Here is a 17,739-nt window from a genome sequence, read left to right as displayed (position 1 = left end):
GCGCGACCTCAGTGTCTGCGCACCGACCGGAAGTAGGCACGAACAGCGGCGCCTGACACCACTGCACCCACTGCCGCGGACGCGCGGACACGCGGCTCGTCGAGGTGGTGCCGCACGCCCGCGAAGAGGGTGACCGCGCCGAACGCGTTGACGGTCGCCCAGATCAGGTTGAGCACCGCCGACGAATCCCCGACACCGGGTGGGTTGGCGAACGGGGTAGGGAACGGTCTTCCGGTGATGCCGTGGGCGAGGTGGGGGACCACGTTCGCCGCGATCGATCCCGCGATGCCGGCGACGATCACATCGCGGGCGCCCGCGCGGGACGGTACGGTCGCCGACCTCGCGCCGTCTCGGCGCGACACGCGGCTCACAGGCCCCAGGTGTGCACGGGCTCGCCCTCGTGCATCAGATCGACGTAGTCGCGCAGCATGCCGCGCAACGCTTTTGCGCGACTCTCGCCGGCCTCCTCGCGCGCCACGACCGAGCGCCGCTGCCACGCCGAGCCGGTCTGCCGGTTGATGCACCGACCCTCGATCACCGATAGGTAGCGCGACCGCGCCTTGCCGGATACGCCGAACGCGGTCAGGCCGTCATCGGCCACGGCCAGGAGTCGGCGCAGGGTGAGCTCGTCGGGACGCACCCACCCGACGTTGGGCCAGTAGAGCTGTGCGTCGAGGCCTGATCGCGCACCCGAGTGCAGGTTCTCGGCCGCGGCGTCGAAGGACATCTGCGACCACAGTGGAATGTCGGAGTCGACGAGCCCGCGGACCACCCCGTAGTAGAAGGCCGCGTTGGCGAGGGTGTCGATGACGGTGGGCCCGGCAGGCAGCACGCGGTTCTCGACCCGGAGGTGGGCCTGACCGTCGACGATGTCGTACACCGGTCGGTTCCACCGGTAGACGGTCCCGTTGTGGAGGCGCAGCTCGTCGAGTGTCGGGGTGTCGCCGGCATCGAGGGCCTCGATGGGGTCGACGTCGCTGCACACCGGCAGCAGCGCGGGGAAGTAGCGGGTGTTCTCCTCGAACAGGTCGAAGATGGTGTTGATCCATCGCTCGCCGAACCAGACCCGCGGCCGGACGCCCTGGTTCTTCAACTCGAGTGGCCGGGTGTCGGTGGCCTGTTCGAACACGGGTATCCGGCTCTCATGCCACAGCGCGGTGCCGGCGAGGAACGGCGAGTTGCCGGCCAGCGCGACCTGGACGCCGGCGATGGCCTGTGCGGCGTTCCAGTGTGCGGCAAAGTCCTCGGGCGCGACCCGCAGATGCAGCTGCAGGGAGGTGCACGCGGCCTCGGGGAGGATCGAATCCGTTGCGGTGAACAGACGTTCGGAACCGAAGGCGCCGCCGAGCGGGATCCCGGTGATGTCGATCTCCAGGTCCTCGCCCCGCGCGGCGAAGATCTGCTGGTTCAGCAGGTCGTAGCGCGGATTGGTCGAGATCCACTGGCGCGCGAAGTGTTCGGTACGGAGGGTCGGCAACATCCCGACCATCACCAGATGGTTGTCGGTCTGTGCGGCACGGTGTTCGGCGCGGTTGAGCGAGGTCCGCAACGCCTGTTCGAGGGAGATCACCTCGTCGCCGGTGAACGGGCGCGGTGAGACGTTGATCTCGATGTTGAACTGCCCCAACTCCGTCTGGTAGTCGGGATCGGCGATCGCGTCCAGGACGGTCGTGTTGGCCATCGCCGGGTTCATCGCCGCATCGATGAGGTTGAGTTCCACCTCCATGCCCAGCAGTGGTTCGGGCGGCCGCCCGTGGTCGGTGAAGAGGCCGTCGGCGAGCATCCGTGCGATCGCCTCGGTCCCGCGTCCGACCTGCCTGCGGAACCGCACCCGGTCGGCGCCGGTGAACTCTCGTCTCGAGACGTCGGTGCCCATGGATCAATGGTGCATGATGAGTGCCGTGCCGGCCCGTAAACCGATCGACCCCGCCGCCGCCCGTGCGGCGGTGCTCGAGGTCGCACGGTGGATCTCCGACGATGCCGCGCAGACTCCGCCGCGTCCGGCGATCGCGGCGGCGGTCCGCATGACGGCCCGGTCGCTCGAGGACATCGCACCCGGATCCTCCGTGGAGGTGCGGGTGCCGCCCTTCGTCGCCGTGCAGTGCATCGAGGGACCCCGGCACACCCGTGGCACCCCGCCCAACGTCGTGGAGACCGACGCCCGCACCTGGCTGCGGCTGGCGGCCGGTCTCGATGATCTCGAAGCGCTCGTGGAGGCCGGGGCGATCAGCGCCTCCGGGTCCCGGGCGGCCGAGGTCGGGCGGTGGATGCCGCTGTATCCGATCTGATCGCTACGCGTCCCGTCGTTGGGCCGGCCTGGGTGCGTCGTCCGCCATCGGTTCGTCCGGACGGGGTGCGGGCTCGATGCGATGGCGCCCGATGATGAGCACCACGGCCAGGATCACGTAGACCAGGATCGGTGCGAGCGCACCCGGGTAGCCCTTCTGATCGACCAGGATCGAGGTCCCGGTGATGATCGAGAAGTCGAAGAGTCCGTGCAACACCGAGTTGAGGACGTTGCCGCGGGAGACCCGACGGATCAGATAGAAGAAGTACCCGGCGAAGCTGACCGCGATGGCCTGCGGGATCGCCGACACCCCGTGCCCGATGGCGTTGGTCAGGTGCACCGCGCCGAAGATGACGCTCGACCACAGCGCGACCCGCCCCTCGGTGAGTCCGTGGTCGCGCAGGGTGGTGACGCCGATCCCGCGGAACATCGCCTCCTCGCCCCAGCCGACGAACTGGGTGGCGATCAGCAGGGTGACCACGAACGCGAGGTCCTTCTGTGCCAGCGACGAGTAGTCGATGCCGACGACGATCGCGACGGCGAAGACGGCCGGGACCGCCCACACCCATCGCCGCACCGGTCGGTGGTCGGTCAGGACCGGGCGCCACCATCGCAGCACCGTGATCACCCCGAGCGCGAAGAGCAGCGCGGCGCCCAGCGGGATGATCATCCCGAACACGAGACCGCGGGTGGTGACCAGGTCGTCGACGTCAGAGGCCTCGTCGACGGCGAGCCCGCCGAGCTGGATGATCCCGAGGTACACGATCACCACCCCCGCGAACCAGAGGTAGGTCAGGCTCCGGCGTGCGGTCGGGTTCGTCACCGATCAACCCTATGGCGCATCGCGCCAGTTATCTTGCCCACTCGCCGGAATCCGACGTGGCGGCGCACCGTTGAAGGATTCGCGTCGATCCGTCGGCGCCCCGTAGACTCTGGAGACGTCTCCCCAGCCCGTCACCGTGTTAGCCCGCCACCCCCAGGGAGCCCGCCCCGATGACAGACGTGTCGATCACCAGTTCGAACCTCCTCGCACCCACCGCAGGCTGCGGTACAGGCCGTGACCTGGACGAACCCGAGAACGAACCCCGCGAGGAATGCGGTGTCTTCGGAGTCTGGGCGCCGGGCGAAGATGTCGCGAAGCTCAGCTACTACGGGCTCTACGCCCTGCAGCATCGTGGCCAGGAGGCCGCGGGCATCGCCGTCGGCGACGGCTCGCAGGTCCTGGTGTTCAAAGACCTCGGACTTGTCAGTCAGGTCTTCGACGAGCAGACGCTCGGTGCGATGGTCGGGCATGTGGCGATCGGGCACTGCCGCTACTCGACCACCGGCTCCACCACTTGGGAAAACTCCCAGCCGATCTTCCGCACCACGGCGGCCGGGACCGGCGTCGCGCTCGGACACAACGGCAACCTGGTGAACACCGCGGAGCTGGCGAGCCGCGCACGCGCGGCCGGTGTGATGAGCAACGGCGCCGGCGCGGCCACCTCGGACTCCGACGTCGTCGGCGCGCTCCTCGCCCACGGCGCGGCGGACGCCAGCATCGAGCAGGCGGCGATGGAGCTGCTCCCGACCCTGCGCGGCGCCTTCTGCCTGACCTTCATGGACGAGCACACGCTCTACGCCGCACGCGATCCGCACGGTGTCCGTCCGCTCTCGCTCGGTCGTCTCGACCGCGGATGGGTGGTCGCATCCGAGACCGCGGCATTCGACATCGTCGGTGCATCCTTCGTCCGCGACATCGAGCCCGGCGAGCTGCTCGCGATCGACGCCGACGGCGTCCGCAGCACGCGGTTCGCCGAGGCGACCCCGCGCGGTTGCGTCTTCGAGTACGTCTACCTCGCCCGTCCCGACAGCGTGATCCACGGCCGGTCGGTGCACTCGACCCGCGTCGAGATCGGCCGACGACTCGCTAGGGAGTTCCCGGCCGATGGGGACCTGGTGATCCCGGTGCCGGAGTCGGGCACGCCCGCTGCCGTCGGTTACGCGCAGGAGTCGGGCATCCCCTACGGCCAGGGGCTGATGAAGAACGCCTACGTCGGGCGTACCTTCATCCAGCCGTCGCAGACCATCCGGCAGCTCGGCATCCGGCTGAAGCTGAATCCGCTGCGCGAGGTCATCCGCGGCAAGCGACTCGTCGTCGTCGACGACTCGATCGTTCGTGGCAACACTCAGCGCGCCCTGATCCGGATGCTGCGTGAGGCGGGCGCGGCCGAGATCCACGTCCGCATCGCGTCCAGCCCCGTCCGGTGGCCGTGCTTCTACGGCATCGACTTCGCCTCTCCCGCAGAGCTGATCGCCAACGGCATGGAGTCCGAAGAGGGCATGGTCGAGGGTGTCCGGCAGGCGATCGGTGCCGATTCGCTGGGCTACATCAGCATCGACGAGATGATCGCGGCCACCGAACAGCCGGCGTCCAAGCTGTGTGCGGCGTGCTTCGACGGCAACTACCCCATCGAGCTCCCGCAGGAGACCTCGATGGGCAAGGCGGTCCTCGAGCAGATGCTGGCGAATGCCGCGGGCGACCCGCTGACCGCCGCCAACGACAACGTCAGCGCCGTGATGCGTCCGTGACACCGCGGTCCTGACCACCGAGGTGGTCGGGCCGTTGCGGTGGGTGCTGGTCGGGTAGCGTGTCACCCGTCGGCGATCTGTTCCGCCGGTGGCGATCGGAGATCGCCTCGACTCTCGACAAGGGGTGCTCAGCTAGATGTCCGACCAGGGTTCGGCTGCCGACAATCCGACCTCCTCGTCCGACACGACGTCGTCCGAGCATGTCGGGGGAGCGTCGTACGCAGCGGCCGGTGTCGACATAGACGCCGGCGAGCGCGCCGTCGAACTCTTCGCCCCGCACGCCAAGCGCGCATCTCGTCCCGAGGTCCTCGGTGGTCTCGGTGGATTCGCCGGACTCTTTGCCCTGAAGGGCAATTACCGCGAACCGGTCCTGGCCGCCGCGAGCGACGGCGTCGGGACCAAACTGGCTGTCGCGCAGGCCCTGGACAAGCACGACACCGTCGGCCGCGACCTCGTCGCCATGGTCGTCGACGACCTGGTGGTCTCCGGTGCCGAGCCGCTGTTCGTGCAGGACTACATCGCGGTCGGCAAGGTCGTTCCCGAGACCGTCGCAGAGATCGTCGCCGGCATCGCCGACGGCTGTGTCGACGCCGGATGTGCACTGCTCGGCGGCGAGACCGCGGAGCATCCGGGACTCATGCATGCGAGCCACTACGACCTGTCCGCGACCGCGGTCGGCGTCGTCGAGGCCGACGCCATCCTCTCGCCCGAGCGCGTACGCCCCGGCGACGTCGTCATCGCGATGGGATCGTCGGGATTGCACTCCAACGGTTACTCCCTCGCCCGTAAGGTCCTGTTGGACTGGGGGCACATGGATCTCAACGGCCATGTCGAGGAGTTCGGTCGGACACTCGGCGAGGAGTTGCTGGAGCCGACCCGCATCTACGCCCGTGACTGCCTGGCGCTCGCCGCAGAAGCCGACGTCCGCACCTTCGCGCACGTCACCGGCGGTGGATTGGCCGAGAACCTGGCCCGTGTCATCCCGTCCGGGCTCGTTGCCGAGTTGGAACGCAACACGTGGACCCCGGCGCCGGTCTTCTCGATGATCGCCCAGCGTGGTCGGGTCGAGCGGGTCGAGATGGAGCGCACCTTCAACATGGGTGTCGGGATGGTCGCCGTGGTCGCCCCGGAGGACACCGATCGTGCGCAGGCAGTGCTGACGGCACGCCACGTGGAGAACTGGGTCCTCGGCTCGATCAAGCGCGTCGGCTCCGGAAAGAAGGCCGCCCCCGGCAGCGCCGTCCTCGTCGGAGATCACCCGCGGTTCTGACCGTGTGAAGGCCCGGTCGGCCTCGTCGTCGACCGTGTGCGATGCGTCGACCGTGCGCACCAGAGCGTCGATCGTGCGCTCGAATTCGTTGATCGTGCGCTCGGAAACGTTGATCGTGCGCTGGAGACTGTTGATCGTGCGCTGGAAAACGTCGATCGTGCAGTCCGTTTCGCCGACCACGTCCATATGGCCGTGCGGTCACCGCAATCCCTGCGCGATCGACGGATCGGAGCGCACGGTGGACGAGTTCGTGCGCACGGTGGACGAGCGGGAGCGCACGATCAACGGATCGGAGCGCACGGTCGACGGGCCGGAGCGCACGGTCAACGATCTCGAGCGCACGGTCGACGAGCCGGAGCGCAACACATCACCCGCCGGTCGCCGACTGGTCGGAACTCCGACCCGGTCAGCTGCCGGCGGGCGTAGATGTGGTGCTTGTTGTGTGCGGTGTCAGACAGGGAACGTCGACAACGGGGCGCGCAGCGTCAAGCGCGACGCCACTCGTCTTCTTCGGCCCAGTCGTCCCTCACCGGTTCCCGGTGTTCAACCGACTCATCGCCTCCCGAGAGCTCGCGTTGCAAGCTGTCGAAGTCGGTGTTCGGAGTGGAGTACTTGAGCTGACGAGCAACTTTCGTCTGCTTTGCTTTCGCCCGGCCGCGGCCCATATGGGACCCCCTCGCACAATGACGGGGCGGCCAAACACTTGGCGGCCCCGTTCTGTAGCTGATGATTCTGTCGTGGGGACCAGTTTAGCGCGCCCGCCAGGATTATGCGGACTGCCCTGCCACGCCGCGCCGACCTGCGCTGAAACGGTCTGCGACGCCGGTCACGCGCGAGCGAGGTGACGTGTCGCCTCACGCCGTACCTTGGGGGCGACATCGTCGGCGGCGAGCAGCGCCGACAGCGCCTCCGCGTCGGTCCCGGCGCCGGTCAGCAGGTGCCGCACGTGGACTCCGTGGGTGGGCCGGTGGACGACCCGGATGGCGTCACCGACGCCGACCGTCCCCGGGGTCACGACCCGCAGATATGCTCCGACGTCGGCGCGGCTCATGAATCGTTTGACCCAGCGCGGTTCCCCGGCCCAGACCGCGAACGTGCGGCACGGCGTGCGCGGGATCGTCGTCTCCAGGAGCAGTCCGTCATCGCCGACCGCCCATTGCTCGCCGACGATCGCATCGGTCACCGGCAGGCCGGACACCCGCAGGTTCTCCCCGAACCAGCCGTATGGCAGATCGCGTCCGAGTTCCTCGGCCCAGCGGGCGGCCTCGGCGTCGTCGTAGGCGTACACGGCCTGATCGCCGCCGCCGTGGTGCTTGGTGTCCACCGAGTGATCCGGCACCAGGCCGTCGATCCCGACGGTCACTCGGCCGGCCTCCTGGCGCTTGTCGATGCCGCTGGCACCGATCCCGGAAAGCTCCACATCGGTGCGGGCGGCGCACACGGCCAGCACGACGCCGGCCCCGACTGCCGATGCGATCGGGGTCGGTTCGACGCCGCTCATCGGGCGGTGCCCCGGAGTCGCTCGATGGCCTCTCGACCGGCCTGCACCCGATCGTCGGCGTGTACCGAATCGGGGTCGATCTTTGCGGCGACGGGGTTCTCGGTCCCCACGGTGAGCTCGGTGCCGACGTCGACGTTCCGCTTGATCAGGGCGAGGGCGATCGGACCGTACTCGAAGTGGTCGACCACGGTGCCCAGCCGACCGACCGTGCGGCCACCGGCCAGGATCGGGTCTCCGGTGGCGGGCCGTTCGTCGGAACTGCCGTCGAGGTGCAGGAGCACGAGGTGCCGGGGAGACTTGCCCAGGTTGTGGACACGCGCCACGGTCTCCTGACCCCGGTAGCAGCCCTTGTCCAGATGGACGGCGCCCTGCTCGGCAGGGGTACCGATCCAGTCGACCTCGTGCGGGATGGTGCGCTCGTCGGTGTCGACGCCCAGGCGGGGGCGCACGGCTGCGACGCGGAGCGCATCGAGCGTCCACGTGCCCGCCATCCGCGCCCCGGCATCGGTGAGTGCGGTCCACCACGCCTGCAGCAGGTGGTCGGGGACGAGGAGGTCGACGACCGGGAGTCGGCGCCCCTCGCCGATCGGCGGCATGATGCGCCAGAAACCGAGTGGCTCGTCGTCGTGATGGATCTCGGGCAGATCGCCCGCGCTGTAGACGTCCGCGTCGGCCGGGATCTCGAGGAGGTCGGCAATCGCGGGTTCGCGGACCTGCGGACCGACCAGCGTGATCACCGACAGGTCGTCGCGCGCCGCGGGGGAGACCTTGGCCCAGAACACCATCTTGGTGAGGAAGTCGAGGAGCGCGGGTCCGCGCGACGCCTCCGTGTCGACCCAGGTGATGTCGTCGACATCGGTCAGGACGAAGTGGTCTTCGACCCGACCGTTGCCGTCCAGCGAGAGGTTCTCGGCGCTCCGTCGGTCCTGCAGATTGCTCACGAACTGACTGGAGATGGTGTGCAACCACGACAGGCGCTCGTCGCCGGGGAGTTCGATGACCGTGCGGTCGGACCGGTCGATGATGACCGCGCCCGTGGTCGCGCTCCGTTGCTCTCCGAGCGGATCGCCGTAGTGCCATGCGATGTCGGGATCCGCCGGGCCGGGAACGGCACCGTCGGTGGAATACCTGGTCAGGATCGGTGACGCGGTCACACCGCGATTCTACGCAAAGTCGACGTCCTTGATCGCCGCGTCCTGCCTGATCGCGGACACCGATGCCATAGCCTCGTGCTATGTCGCAGGCAATTCTGGTCACACTCGACGGCACCGTGCGCGATCCGCAGGAGCCGTTCCTGTACGCCGACGACCTCGCCGCCGTCCGAGGTGACGGTGTCTTCGAGACACTGCTCGTCCGTTCGGGGCGCGCCCGGTGTGTCTCGCTGCACCTCGACCGGCTGGAGCGCAGTGCATCCGCGCTCGATCTGCCGAAGCCCGACCGCGAGGCCTGGCGGAGCGCCATCGAGCAGGCGGCCCACACCTGGGCGGAGCAGTACACCGACGGCGCCGAAGGCATGCTCCGGCTGGTCTACTCGCGCGGGCGGGAGAGTGAGCCGGGCGGCCGGCCGACCGCCTACGTCACCGTCGCCCCGGTCCCGGCGCGGGTGGCCGCCGTCCGCGCCGACGGCGTCTCGGTGGTCACGCTCGAACGTGGCTACTCCATTGACCTCGCGGGGTCGGCGCCCTGGGCGCTACTGGGCGCGAAGACGTTGAGTTACGCCACCAACATGGCCGCACTCCGGCACGCGGAGCGTGAGGGTTTCGACGACGTGGTCTTCATCAGCAGTGAGGGCGCGGTGCTGGAGGGGCCGCGGTCGACCGTCATCGCTGTGTTCGGACGGACTCTGGTGACGCCGCCGTCGGAGATCGGCATCCTCCCGGGCACGACCCAGCTCGCCGTGTTCGAGCTGGCGGAGAAGGAGGGCTGGACGGTCAAGACCGAGGTCCTCAAGCGAGAGAACCTGATCCAGGCCGATTCGGTGTGGCTCGTCAGCAGTGTCACGCTCGCCGCCCGGGTCACCGCCATCAACCGCTACCTGACCCCGGTGGTGGAGAACGGCTCCGAGTTTTCGGATTTGGTGGACCGTGCCATTTCCATTGACCGAGAATGAGAGCTGCGGACCGGTACCCGAGCTCGTACCGAGAAGGAGACACCGCCGCGCGGTGACCGCCGACGCGCTGCCCGGGTGACGAGACGCACCGCACAACCGCATGTCCCGATGGCGGGACCTTGGTCGCTTGTCTCGGCCGTCGGCCCAGCGTAGCGTCGTAGACGAGGACCTACTACGTCTAGTAGTAGAGAAGTCCCGCCACGCATCACAGCCCGCTGGTGCACCCCTCTCTCGATTGAGGCGACATGGATGCTCTCGACGTATCCCGATGGCAGTTCGGGATCACGACCGTCTATCACTTCGTCCTGGTCCCGCTGACCATCGGCCTCGCGCCGATGATCGCCATCATGCAGACGGTCTGGCATCGGACCGGCAACGAGCAGTGGCTGCGTGCCACCAAGTTCTTCGGGAAGCTGTTCCTGATCAACTTCGCGCTCGGCGTGGCGACCGGCATCGTGCAGGAGTTCCAGTTCGGTATGAACTGGAGCGAGTACTCGCGCTACGTGGCCGACGTCTTCGGTGCGCCACTGGCATTGGAGGGGCTGGTCGCCTTCTTCCTGGAGTCGACCTTCATCGGCCTGTGGATCTTCGGCTGGGGACGGCTGCCACGACGAGTGCATCTGGCGTGTATCTGGTTGGCCGCCATCGGCGTCAACGCGTCGGCATACTTCATCATCGCCGCCAACTCGTGGATGCAGCACCCGGTCGGCGTCACCTGGGACCCCGAGCGGAACCGCCCCGCGATGAACGACCTCTGGGCGGTCCTGACCAACAACACGACGCTCGCCGCCTTCCCGCATGTGATCGCCGGAGCCTTCCTCACCGCGGCGACCTTCGTCGCGTGCATCGGCATCTGGTGGATGGCGCGGAACACCTGGCGGGCCAAGAAACTCCGCGAGGCCGCCGAGACCGGCGACACCACCGACCTGCCGGAGACCACGTCGCCCAGTCACATCGATGCGACACCGGAGGACCTCGAGCGCGACGCCCACCAGTTGTGGCGACCGGTGACCCGGATGGCGCTGTGGTTCATAATCGCCGCCGGCATCGGGGTGGCGATATCGGGGGACACCCAGGCGCAGATCATGTTCGAGCAGCAGCCGATGAAGATGGCGGCGGCCGAATCGCTGTGTGAGACCGCCACCGGCGCGCCGTTCTCGGTGCTCAGCATCGGCAGACAGAACAACTGCGACAACATCGAGCACATCATCGAGATCCCGAATGCGCTGTCGTTCCTCGCGACGCACACCTTCGACAGCACGCTCCAGGGTGTCAACGAACTGCAGGCGCAATACCAGCAGGCGTTCAACATGCCGGGGCAGAACTTCGCACCCAACCTCTTCGTCACCTACTGGGGCTTCCGCGCGATGATCACGTGGGCGCTGGGATCGGTGGTGGTCGCGCTCGGCGGTCTGTGGCTCACACGCAAGAAGCGGGTCGTGGAGTCCCGCAAGTTCGGTCTCGTCGCACTCTGGATGATCCCGACGCCCTTCCTGGCCAACAGCTCCGGCTGGATCTTCACCGAGATGGGCAGGCAGCCGTGGGTGGTCGCACCGAACTGGGCCGACCCGGACGGTAACCCGATGCAGATCCACATGCTCGTCCAGGACGGTGTGTCCAACCATGTCGCGGCGACGGTGTGGACCTCGTTGATCGTGTTCACCCTGCTCTACGGCGCCCTCGGCATCGTCTGGTTCCTGCTGCAGCGCAGGTACGTCATCGAGGGGCCGAGCAACTCCGATGCCAAACCACCGGGCGACGGTGACGACGAGTCGGACTCCGACGAACCGTCCACCCTGTCGTTCGCGTACTAGGAGCAGACCATGAGTCTCCCCGAATTCTGGTTTCTCGCCGTCGCTTTCCTCTTCGTCGGCTACTTCGTCCTCGAAGGCTTCGACTTCGGTGTCGGCATGCTCATGCCCTTCCTTGGGCGAAGTCATCCGTCGGCGGTCGCGGACGAGGCCGGTGTCGACCACGAGCCCGGCTTCGACGACAACGACCGCAGGCGCCGGGCGGTGCTCAACACCATCGGGCCGGTCTGGGACGGCAACGAGGTGTGGGTGATCACCGGTGGCGGAGCGCTGTTCGCAGCTTTCGGCGGGTGGTACGCGACCATGTTCTCCGCGTTCTACCTACCGCTGCTGCTGATCCTGGTCGGCCTCATCACCCGCATCGTCGCCATCGAGTGGCGGGGCAAGATCAATCATCCGCGATGGCGGATGTGGTGTGACATCGGCATCGGGCTCGGTTCGTGGATCCCGGCGCTGCTGTGGGGCGTCGCGTTCGCCAACGTCCTGCGTGGGCTGCCCATCGACGCCGACCATCAATACACCGGTGGGGTGTTCAACCTGCTGAACCCCTACGGGCTGCTCGGTGGTCTGACCACGCTGCTGGCATTCCTCACCCACGGCGCGGTGTTCGTGGCCCTCAAGACATCCGGTGTGCTCCACGAGGACTCGGCGACCTACGCCAAGCGACTGGCGATCCCGACCGCGGTCGTCGCAGCGGTGTTCCTGCTCTGGACGCAGTTCGCCTACGGCAACGCCTGGACCTGGATCCCGGTCCTCATCGCGGCGGTCGCCGCGATCGTCATGGTGGTCGCCACCTACCTCCGGCGGGAGGGGTATGCATTCGCAGCCACCACCATCGCCATCGCGGGCACGGTGTCGACGCTGTTCGCGGCGCTCTTCCCCGACGTGCTGCCCTCGACGCTGGATGACGCCTACACCCTGACCATCGCGAACACGTCCTCCAGCGACTACACACTCACGGTGATGACCTGGGCCGCGGTGTTCATCCTGCCGGTCGTCATCGGATACCAGGCGTGGACGTACTGGGTGTTCCGAAAGCGCATCTCGGTGGCCCACATCCCGCCACCGGGTGGCGTGTCGTCGCTGCGCGCATCGAGCCGGTGACCGCCGCGCAGGTGCGGGGCAAGCGGTCGGGACCGCCGCTGGATCCTCGCCTGCTCCGCTACGCTCCGACGAGCCGCCGGTACGTCGTCGCCACCGCGATCTTCGCCGCCGCCACGGTGGTCGCGATCATCGTGACCGCTGCGATGGCAGCGTCGATCCTGTCGGAACTCGTCGTCGACCCCGCGGCTCGATCGTTGTCGGCGCAGTCAGGCCACCTGGCCGTCCTGACCGTGGCGCTGCTCGCGCGGGTCGTGATGTCCTTCTTGCACGACAGGTATGCGCATCGCGCGTCCGCCGAGGTGATCGCACAACTGCGGCTGCGGGCGCTCGACTCGGTGACCGATCCGGGCCGGACCACGATGCGCGCGCTGCTGAACCGTCGGGACCACGCCGCGACGGTGTTGACCCGCGGATTGGCGGCTCTCGGTCCCTACCTGTCGGGATACGTTCCGGCGCTGATCGTCTCGGTGACGGTCACGCCGGTGGTCATCGTCGTCATCGCCGTCGCCGACTGGCCGTCGGCGTTGATCATCCTGATCACCCTGCCCTTGATCCCGCTGTTCATGGTCTTGGTGGGCCTGATGACCAGGGACCGTACCGACCGCAAGCTGGCGACGATGAGTCGCCTCAGTTCCCAACTGCTGGACCTCATCGCCGGACTGCCGACGCTCCGAGCTCTCAACCGTGCCGCGGGGCCCGCCGAGCGTGTCCACCGACTGGGACAGGCGCACCGACGCAGCACGATGTCGGCGCTGCGGGTCGCATTCCTGTCCGGCGCCGTGCTCGAGCTGTTGGCGACCCTGTGTGTCGCACTGGTGGCGGTCGGCATCGGTCTCCGGCTCGTGTACGGCGAGATGAGCCTCTACGCAGGGGTGTTCGCACTGATCCTCGCGCCGGAGGCCTACCTGCCGTTGCGGCAGGTGGGTGCCCGGTTCCACGACTCGTCCGACGGTCTGGCCGCCGCGGAGGAGGCGTTCGCGCTGATCGACGAGGACGGCCACCAGGTAGGGGAGATCGGCGAGCGGCACGGGACGCGCGGGGTGTCGGTCGTCGGCGCACCGATCCGGTTCCTGGACCTCGGCGTGCACGGCCGGGACGGCTGGGCGCCCTATGATCTCGACGCCGTCGTCGAACCCGGCCGACTCACGCTGATCACCGGACCCAACGGCTCGGGGAAGTCGACCGCGCTGGCCGCGGTGATGGGACTCGTCCGCCCCGACTCCGGGTCGGTGGTGATCGGGTCGGTGCCGGTGACCGAGTTGGATCCGGATGCGCTGCACGAACAGATCGCATGGCTGCCACAGCAACCCGTGGTCGCCCCGGGTTCGGTGGCCGAGAACCTCGCACTGTTCGGCGCGGTCACCGACCGCGAGATCTCTCGCGCGGCAGCGGCGACGGGGTTCGATCGGGTTCTCGCGGGGCTACCCGACGGGCTCGACACGCTACTGGGAAGCGGCGGCGTGGGACTATCCGCCGGTCAGCGTCAGCGTCTCGCCCTCACCCGAGTGCTCGCATCGCCGGCGCCGCTGCTCCTCCTCGACGAACCCACCGCGCATCTCGACACCGACTCGGAGGCAGGCGTTCTCGATGCCCTCCACGCCCGGGCGCGGGGAGGCGACACGGTCATCGTCGTCGCCCACCGCGCGATCGCCCGTGAGCGCGCCGACACCGTCATCGATGTCCCGAGGGTGGCACATGCACACTGACCGATCCACCGCAGACCCGGCGGCCGACTCGGACCCGATCGACGGACGGACTCATCGGCCCCTGCGGGACGACCCGCTGCTCCGCGCACTCGGATTCCTCGGTCTCGCACCGTGGCCGGTGATCCGCGCGTTGCTCCTCGGTGTCGCCGGGGCGTTGTCGGCGCTCGGGCTGGCCGCGTTGTCGGCGTGGCTGATCACCCGTGCATGGCAGATGCCGCCCGTGCTCTTCCTCTCGGTGGCCATCACCGCGGTGCGCGCGTTGGGTATCTCGCGCGGGGTGTTCCGCTACCTGGAGCGCCTGGCGACCCATGATCTCGCGCTCGGCGCGATGGCGACCGCACGTGAGCGGGTCTATCGGACACTGGCCGGTGGATCGGCGGGGTACTCGGTGTCGTTGCGGCGTGGTGATCTGCTGACCCGCACCGGTGACGACATCGACGAGATCGGGAATGCCCTGATCCGCGGCGTCATCCCGATCGGCGTCGGTGCCGTGACCGGGATCGCGGCGGTCGTCGTCATGGCGTTCGTGGCGCCGTCGGCGGCGGTGGTCCTCGCCGTCGCCCTGATCGTCAGCTCAGTCGTCGCGCCGTGGATGGCCGCCCGGGGTTCGGCGCGGTCCATCGCCGACGGTGCGGTCGCCACCACCGCGTCGGTGCAGGCCACATCGTCGCTGCTGTGGCACGCGCCAGAACTCGCGGTGGCCGGGCGTCGGGACGACCTGCTCTCAGCTGTCTCCCGGGCGGACCGGGAGGCCGTCGCCGCCGCCGATCGCGGGGTCCGCTGGCAGGCCGCCGCGTCTGCTGCGACTCCGCTCGCCCTGGGAGCTTCCCTGCTCGCCGCCTGCCTGATCGCGATCGACCTGGCGGGCGCGGTGCCCGGCTCCCTGGCCGCGATCGCCTCCGGGACCGGGCTGACGCCGATGGTCATCGGAGTGCTGATCCTGCTGCCGCTGTCGGCCTTCGAGTCGACCGCGCCCCTGACCGAGGCCGGCGTCCAGATCGAGCGCAGCCGTCAGAGCGCGCGTCGGGTGATGGCCCTCGTGGACGGAGCCGGCGCCGCGACGAGGTCGGAGCCACCGGGTGACGTCCTGCCCCTCGCCGGCCCGGTGACCCTCGAACTCACCGACCTCTCGTGGGGGTGGCCGCGCGGCGGCGCCCCGGTCCATCTCGGCCCCGCGGGCGGCCTGTCGCGACAGCTCGCCGCCGGATCCCGGCTCGTGATCACCGGCCCGAGCGGGTCGGGGAAGTCGACGCTGGCGTTGACGATGGCGGGGTTGCTGACCCCGGTGTCGGGAACCGTGCGATGCCGAGATGCAGATGGCGTCGACGCGCCGACACGTCGGACGGTCGGCTACTTCGCGGAGGAAGGGCATGTCTTCGCGACCACCGTCGCGGAGAACCTGAAGGTGGCGCGCGGAGACGCCACCGTCGCCGAACTCGAACGTGCGCTCGAGACAGTCGGATTGGCCTCGTGGGTCGCCGGACTCCCGGAGGGCCTCGACACCGACCTCGCCGGCGCCGAGGCGCTCAGCGGTGGCCAGCGCCGCCGACTCCTGGTGGCCAGGGCGCTGCTCTATCCGGCAGCAGTGATCATCCTCGACGAGCCGACCGAGCACCTCGACGCCGACGACGCCGGGTCGGTGCTCGACGCCCTGCTCGATCCCGGATCGGGGTGGTTCCGTCCCGATCAGACCGTCGTGGTGATCACGCATCAGCTCGATTCCGCCGACGACACCGCGCGCGACGTCGACGTCCTGACCGTCACACCGACCGTCGTGTCCGCATCGACGGGTATCCGATCAGGCGGTGGACCCCGAACCCGGAACGGCATCGGCGGGGTCCCCGACGGCAGGGCCACGCGCAGCGGCCTGATCGGTGACGACAGTGGAACCGGTGGGGGTGCGGTGCCGTCGATGCCCGACGAACCCGCCGACGATGAGCACGACGCCGGCGAGGATCCACGTCCACGTCGCGACGTCGAGAGCCAGCGCCGAGTCCGGTAGCCAGATCCGCACCTGTGACCCGCCGACGCCCAACAGGGCCGGTGCGAGGCGGACGGCGACGATGACGAGCACCACCCCGATCAGTACGGCGATGCGCAACGCGACACGTCGTGGTCGGCGTACCGCGAGTACGGCGACCACCAGCCCCAGTCCGGCCAGCACGGACAGCGCCCAGGGGAGGGCGCCGAGCATCGTGTCGCCGTCGGCGAGCGTGGGTCGGCCACCGTCGAAGGCCATCAGCAACTGCTGTGCGGTGTCGGCGAGAGTCGGGGCGACCGACTCCCCGTAGGCGTCGGCCAACACCACCGCCGATCGTCCGTCCGAACGCATCAGGACATGGGCGAAGTAGCCGGGGGTCGCACCCGTGTGGTCGACGACAGTCAGGCCGTCGGAGTCGGGCGGGTGGATGCGCCAACCGTAGCCGTAGTCGGCGGTGCCTCCGCGCACATGCGGCGTGGTCACCGAGTCGACGACGGATGTGGACACGACAGCGGGAGCGCTGCCGTACAGCGCGCGGACATAGGCGGTGAGGTCGTCGAGAGTCGAGGTGACATATCCGAACGGCGCGCCGGAGTCGTCGAAACCGGGATCGTAGACGCGCGGATGTCCGAACCAGAACCGATGTCCGGCAGGCAGATCGGTGGCTTCGGCGGAGGCTGCCGAGGTCCGATGCATACCGAGCGGTTCGGTCAGCTCGTCGCGCAGGACGTCGGCGAATGAGTTCCCGCTGTCGGCCTCGACGAGCGCCCCGAGTACCAGATAGTTGGCGTCGCTGTACTCGAACGGACCACGGGAACCACTGTGCCGCAGCGCCTCCGCTGCACGTCGGATCGCACCCGGTGCGGTGTCGAAGCGCTCGGCCACCGCCAGCCCGTCGTTCCGGGTGTACCCGCTCGTGTGGGTGAGCAGTTCGCCGACCGTCACCCCGTCTGCGTCGCGAAGCCACGGCAGATGGTCGGTGATCGGATCGTCGATGCCGAGGCGACCGGCCTCGAGTCGACGGGTGACGAGGATCGCAGTGAGCGACTTGGCCACCGATCCGATCAGGAACGGGGTGGTCGGCGTGATCGCGTCACTGCCGCCGCCATCCTGCCCGCGGCTACCCGTCCACAGCGTGCCGTCCCTATCGACGACGCGTGCCGTGATCCCCGGCAGATGCAGTTCGCGAACGAGGCGGTCGAGGTGATCGTCGGCCGCGCGGGCGTCGTCCGTCGACACCGTCGCCGGCGGGCCGGCCGATCCCGGAGCCGCCGAAGCGAGTGGGATCGCCGCAGGTACCGAGAAAACAGCGACGGCCAGGACCGCAGCGAACGCGGACCACTTTGTGCTGCGGTGCATCCCGATCCTCCTCGGCAATATGAGCATATTGACTCGGCA

At 68.7% G+C, this 17,739-nt stretch carries 14 protein-coding genes and 1 pseudogene; 8 read left to right on the top strand and 7 right to left on the bottom strand.

Features of this window, described 5'->3' with window-relative positions; genetic code table 11:
• Nucleotides 1-8: 8 nt before the first annotated feature.
• Nucleotides 9-362 carry a hypothetical protein gene (locus GS4_RS11140; protein ID WP_157226587.1) on the bottom strand — a complete coding sequence of 118 codons (354 nt, stop codon included), beginning with the start codon at nt 360-362 and terminating at the stop codon, nt 9-11.
• A 5-nt stretch (nt 363-367) separates the two neighbouring features.
• Nucleotides 368-1,876: a glutamate-cysteine ligase family protein gene (locus tag GS4_RS11135; RefSeq protein WP_007620549.1), complete on the bottom strand. Its 1,509-nt coding sequence runs from the start codon at nt 1,874-1,876 to the stop codon at nt 368-370.
• Between the two features lie 25 nt (nt 1,877-1,901).
• Between GS4_RS11135 and GS4_RS11130 the strand changes: the two genes are divergently transcribed.
• Nucleotides 1,902-2,288 (top strand): sterol carrier family protein, encoded by a 387-nt coding sequence (locus GS4_RS11130; RefSeq protein ID WP_217997679.1) that lies wholly within the window; start codon nt 1,902-1,904, stop codon nt 2,286-2,288.
• Between the two features lie 3 nt (nt 2,289-2,291).
• Here the strand turns inward: GS4_RS11130 and GS4_RS11125 are convergent, their stop codons facing one another.
• The gene (locus GS4_RS11125; protein ID WP_007620546.1) at nt 2,292-3,110 is read right to left on the bottom strand and encodes a CPBP family intramembrane glutamic endopeptidase; all 819 of its coding nucleotides are present in this window, start codon (nt 3,108-3,110) and stop codon (nt 2,292-2,294) included.
• Nucleotides 3,111-3,280: 170 nt separating this feature from the next.
• Here GS4_RS11125 and purF point away from each other — a divergent pair, with 170 nt between their 5' ends.
• Together purF and purM are read left to right on the top strand one after the other, a co-directional pair.
• Nucleotides 3,281-4,858: an amidophosphoribosyltransferase gene (gene purF / locus GS4_RS11120; RefSeq protein ID WP_007620545.1), complete on the top strand. Its 1,578-nt coding sequence runs from the start codon at nt 3,281-3,283 to the stop codon at nt 4,856-4,858.
• A 136-nt stretch (nt 4,859-4,994) separates the two neighbouring features.
• Nucleotides 4,995-6,128, top strand: coding sequence for a phosphoribosylformylglycinamidine cyclo-ligase (gene purM / locus GS4_RS11115; RefSeq protein WP_007620544.1), 1,134 nt, complete (start codon nt 4,995-4,997; stop codon nt 6,126-6,128).
• Between the two features lie 485 nt (nt 6,129-6,613).
• Here the strand turns inward: purM and GS4_RS25160 are convergent, their stop codons facing one another.
• The 3 genes from GS4_RS25160 to ygfZ form a co-directional block, all read right to left on the bottom strand.
• A complete protein-coding gene (locus GS4_RS25160; RefSeq protein WP_007620543.1) occupies nt 6,614-6,793 on the bottom strand; it encodes a DUF3073 domain-containing protein in 180 nt (59 codons plus the stop codon).
• Nucleotides 6,794-6,954: 161 nt separating this feature from the next.
• Nucleotides 6,955-7,629: an MOSC domain-containing protein gene (locus GS4_RS11110; protein WP_007620542.1), complete on the bottom strand. Its 675-nt coding sequence runs from the start codon at nt 7,627-7,629 to the stop codon at nt 6,955-6,957.
• Nucleotides 7,626-8,783 (bottom strand): CAF17-like 4Fe-4S cluster assembly/insertion protein YgfZ, encoded by a 1,158-nt coding sequence (ygfZ, locus tag GS4_RS11105; RefSeq protein ID WP_007620541.1) that lies wholly within the window; start codon nt 8,781-8,783, stop codon nt 7,626-7,628. Before ygfZ ends, GS4_RS11110 begins: the two co-directional genes overlap by 4 nt.
• Before the next feature lie 80 nt (nt 8,784-8,863).
• On the opposite strand from ygfZ, the gene GS4_RS11100 reads away from it, so the two are divergent.
• The 5 genes from GS4_RS11100 (at nt 8,864) to cydC (ending at nt 16,362) form a co-directional block, all read left to right on the top strand.
• Nucleotides 8,864-9,739: an aminodeoxychorismate lyase gene (locus tag GS4_RS11100; RefSeq protein ID WP_007620540.1), complete on the top strand. Its 876-nt coding sequence runs from the start codon at nt 8,864-8,866 to the stop codon at nt 9,737-9,739.
• Between the two features lie 245 nt (nt 9,740-9,984).
• Nucleotides 9,985-11,553 (top strand): cytochrome ubiquinol oxidase subunit I, encoded by a 1,569-nt coding sequence (locus GS4_RS11095; RefSeq protein ID WP_007620538.1) that lies wholly within the window; start codon nt 9,985-9,987, stop codon nt 11,551-11,553.
• 9 nt (nt 11,554-11,562) lie between these two features.
• Nucleotides 11,563-12,654 carry a cytochrome d ubiquinol oxidase subunit II gene (cydB, locus tag GS4_RS11090; protein ID WP_007620536.1) on the top strand — a complete coding sequence of 364 codons (1,092 nt, stop codon included), beginning with the start codon at nt 11,563-11,565 and terminating at the stop codon, nt 12,652-12,654.
• Complete coding sequence (gene cydD / locus GS4_RS11085; RefSeq protein WP_007620535.1) at nt 12,651-14,360, top strand: thiol reductant ABC exporter subunit CydD; 1,710 nt, start codon at nt 12,651-12,653, stop codon at nt 14,358-14,360. Before cydB ends, cydD begins: the two co-directional genes overlap by 4 nt.
• Nucleotides 14,350-16,362, top strand: coding sequence for a thiol reductant ABC exporter subunit CydC (gene cydC / locus GS4_RS11080; RefSeq protein ID WP_007620534.1), 2,013 nt, complete (start codon nt 14,350-14,352; stop codon nt 16,360-16,362). Before cydD ends, cydC begins: the two co-directional genes overlap by 11 nt.
• Nucleotides 16,363-16,671: 309 nt before the next feature.
• On the opposite strand, the pseudogene GS4_RS26180 reads toward cydC, so the two are convergent.
• Nucleotides 16,672-17,700 (bottom strand): annotated as a pseudogene (locus tag GS4_RS26180) (serine hydrolase domain-containing protein); the annotation flags it as partial.
• Nucleotides 17,701-17,739 lie beyond the last annotated feature (39 nt).

This window comes from Gordonia soli NBRC 108243 (assembly GCF_000334455.1).
Taxonomy (GTDB): domain Bacteria; phylum Actinomycetota; class Actinomycetes; order Mycobacteriales; family Mycobacteriaceae; genus Gordonia; species Gordonia soli.
The sequence above is the reverse complement of the archived record's forward strand: the minus strand, read 5'-3'. Positions and strand labels throughout refer to the sequence as shown.

Bases quoted from the DNA above. Each gene is read 5' to 3' on its own strand.
- GS4_RS11135 (WP_007620549.1), bottom strand. From the start codon at position 1,876: ATGGGCACCGACGTCTCGAGACGAGAGTTCACCGGCGCCGACCGGGTG.
- purF (WP_007620545.1), top strand. From the start codon at position 3,281: ATGACAGACGTGTCGATCACCAGTTCGAACCTCCTCGCACCCACCGCA.
- purM (WP_007620544.1), top strand. From the start codon at position 4,995: ATGTCCGACCAGGGTTCGGCTGCCGACAATCCGACCTCCTCGTCCGAC.
- GS4_RS25160 (WP_007620543.1), bottom strand. From the start codon at position 6,793: ATGGGCCGCGGCCGGGCGAAAGCAAAGCAGACGAAAGTTGCTCGTCAG.
- GS4_RS11110 (WP_007620542.1), bottom strand. From the start codon at position 7,629: ATGAGCGGCGTCGAACCGACCCCGATCGCATCGGCAGTCGGGGCCGGC.
- GS4_RS11100 (WP_007620540.1), top strand. From the start codon at position 8,864: ATGTCGCAGGCAATTCTGGTCACACTCGACGGCACCGTGCGCGATCCG.
- GS4_RS11095 (WP_007620538.1), top strand. From the start codon at position 9,985: ATGGATGCTCTCGACGTATCCCGATGGCAGTTCGGGATCACGACCGTC.
- cydB (WP_007620536.1), top strand. From the start codon at position 11,563: ATGAGTCTCCCCGAATTCTGGTTTCTCGCCGTCGCTTTCCTCTTCGTC.
- cydC (WP_007620534.1), top strand. From the start codon at position 14,350: ATGCACACTGACCGATCCACCGCAGACCCGGCGGCCGACTCGGACCCG.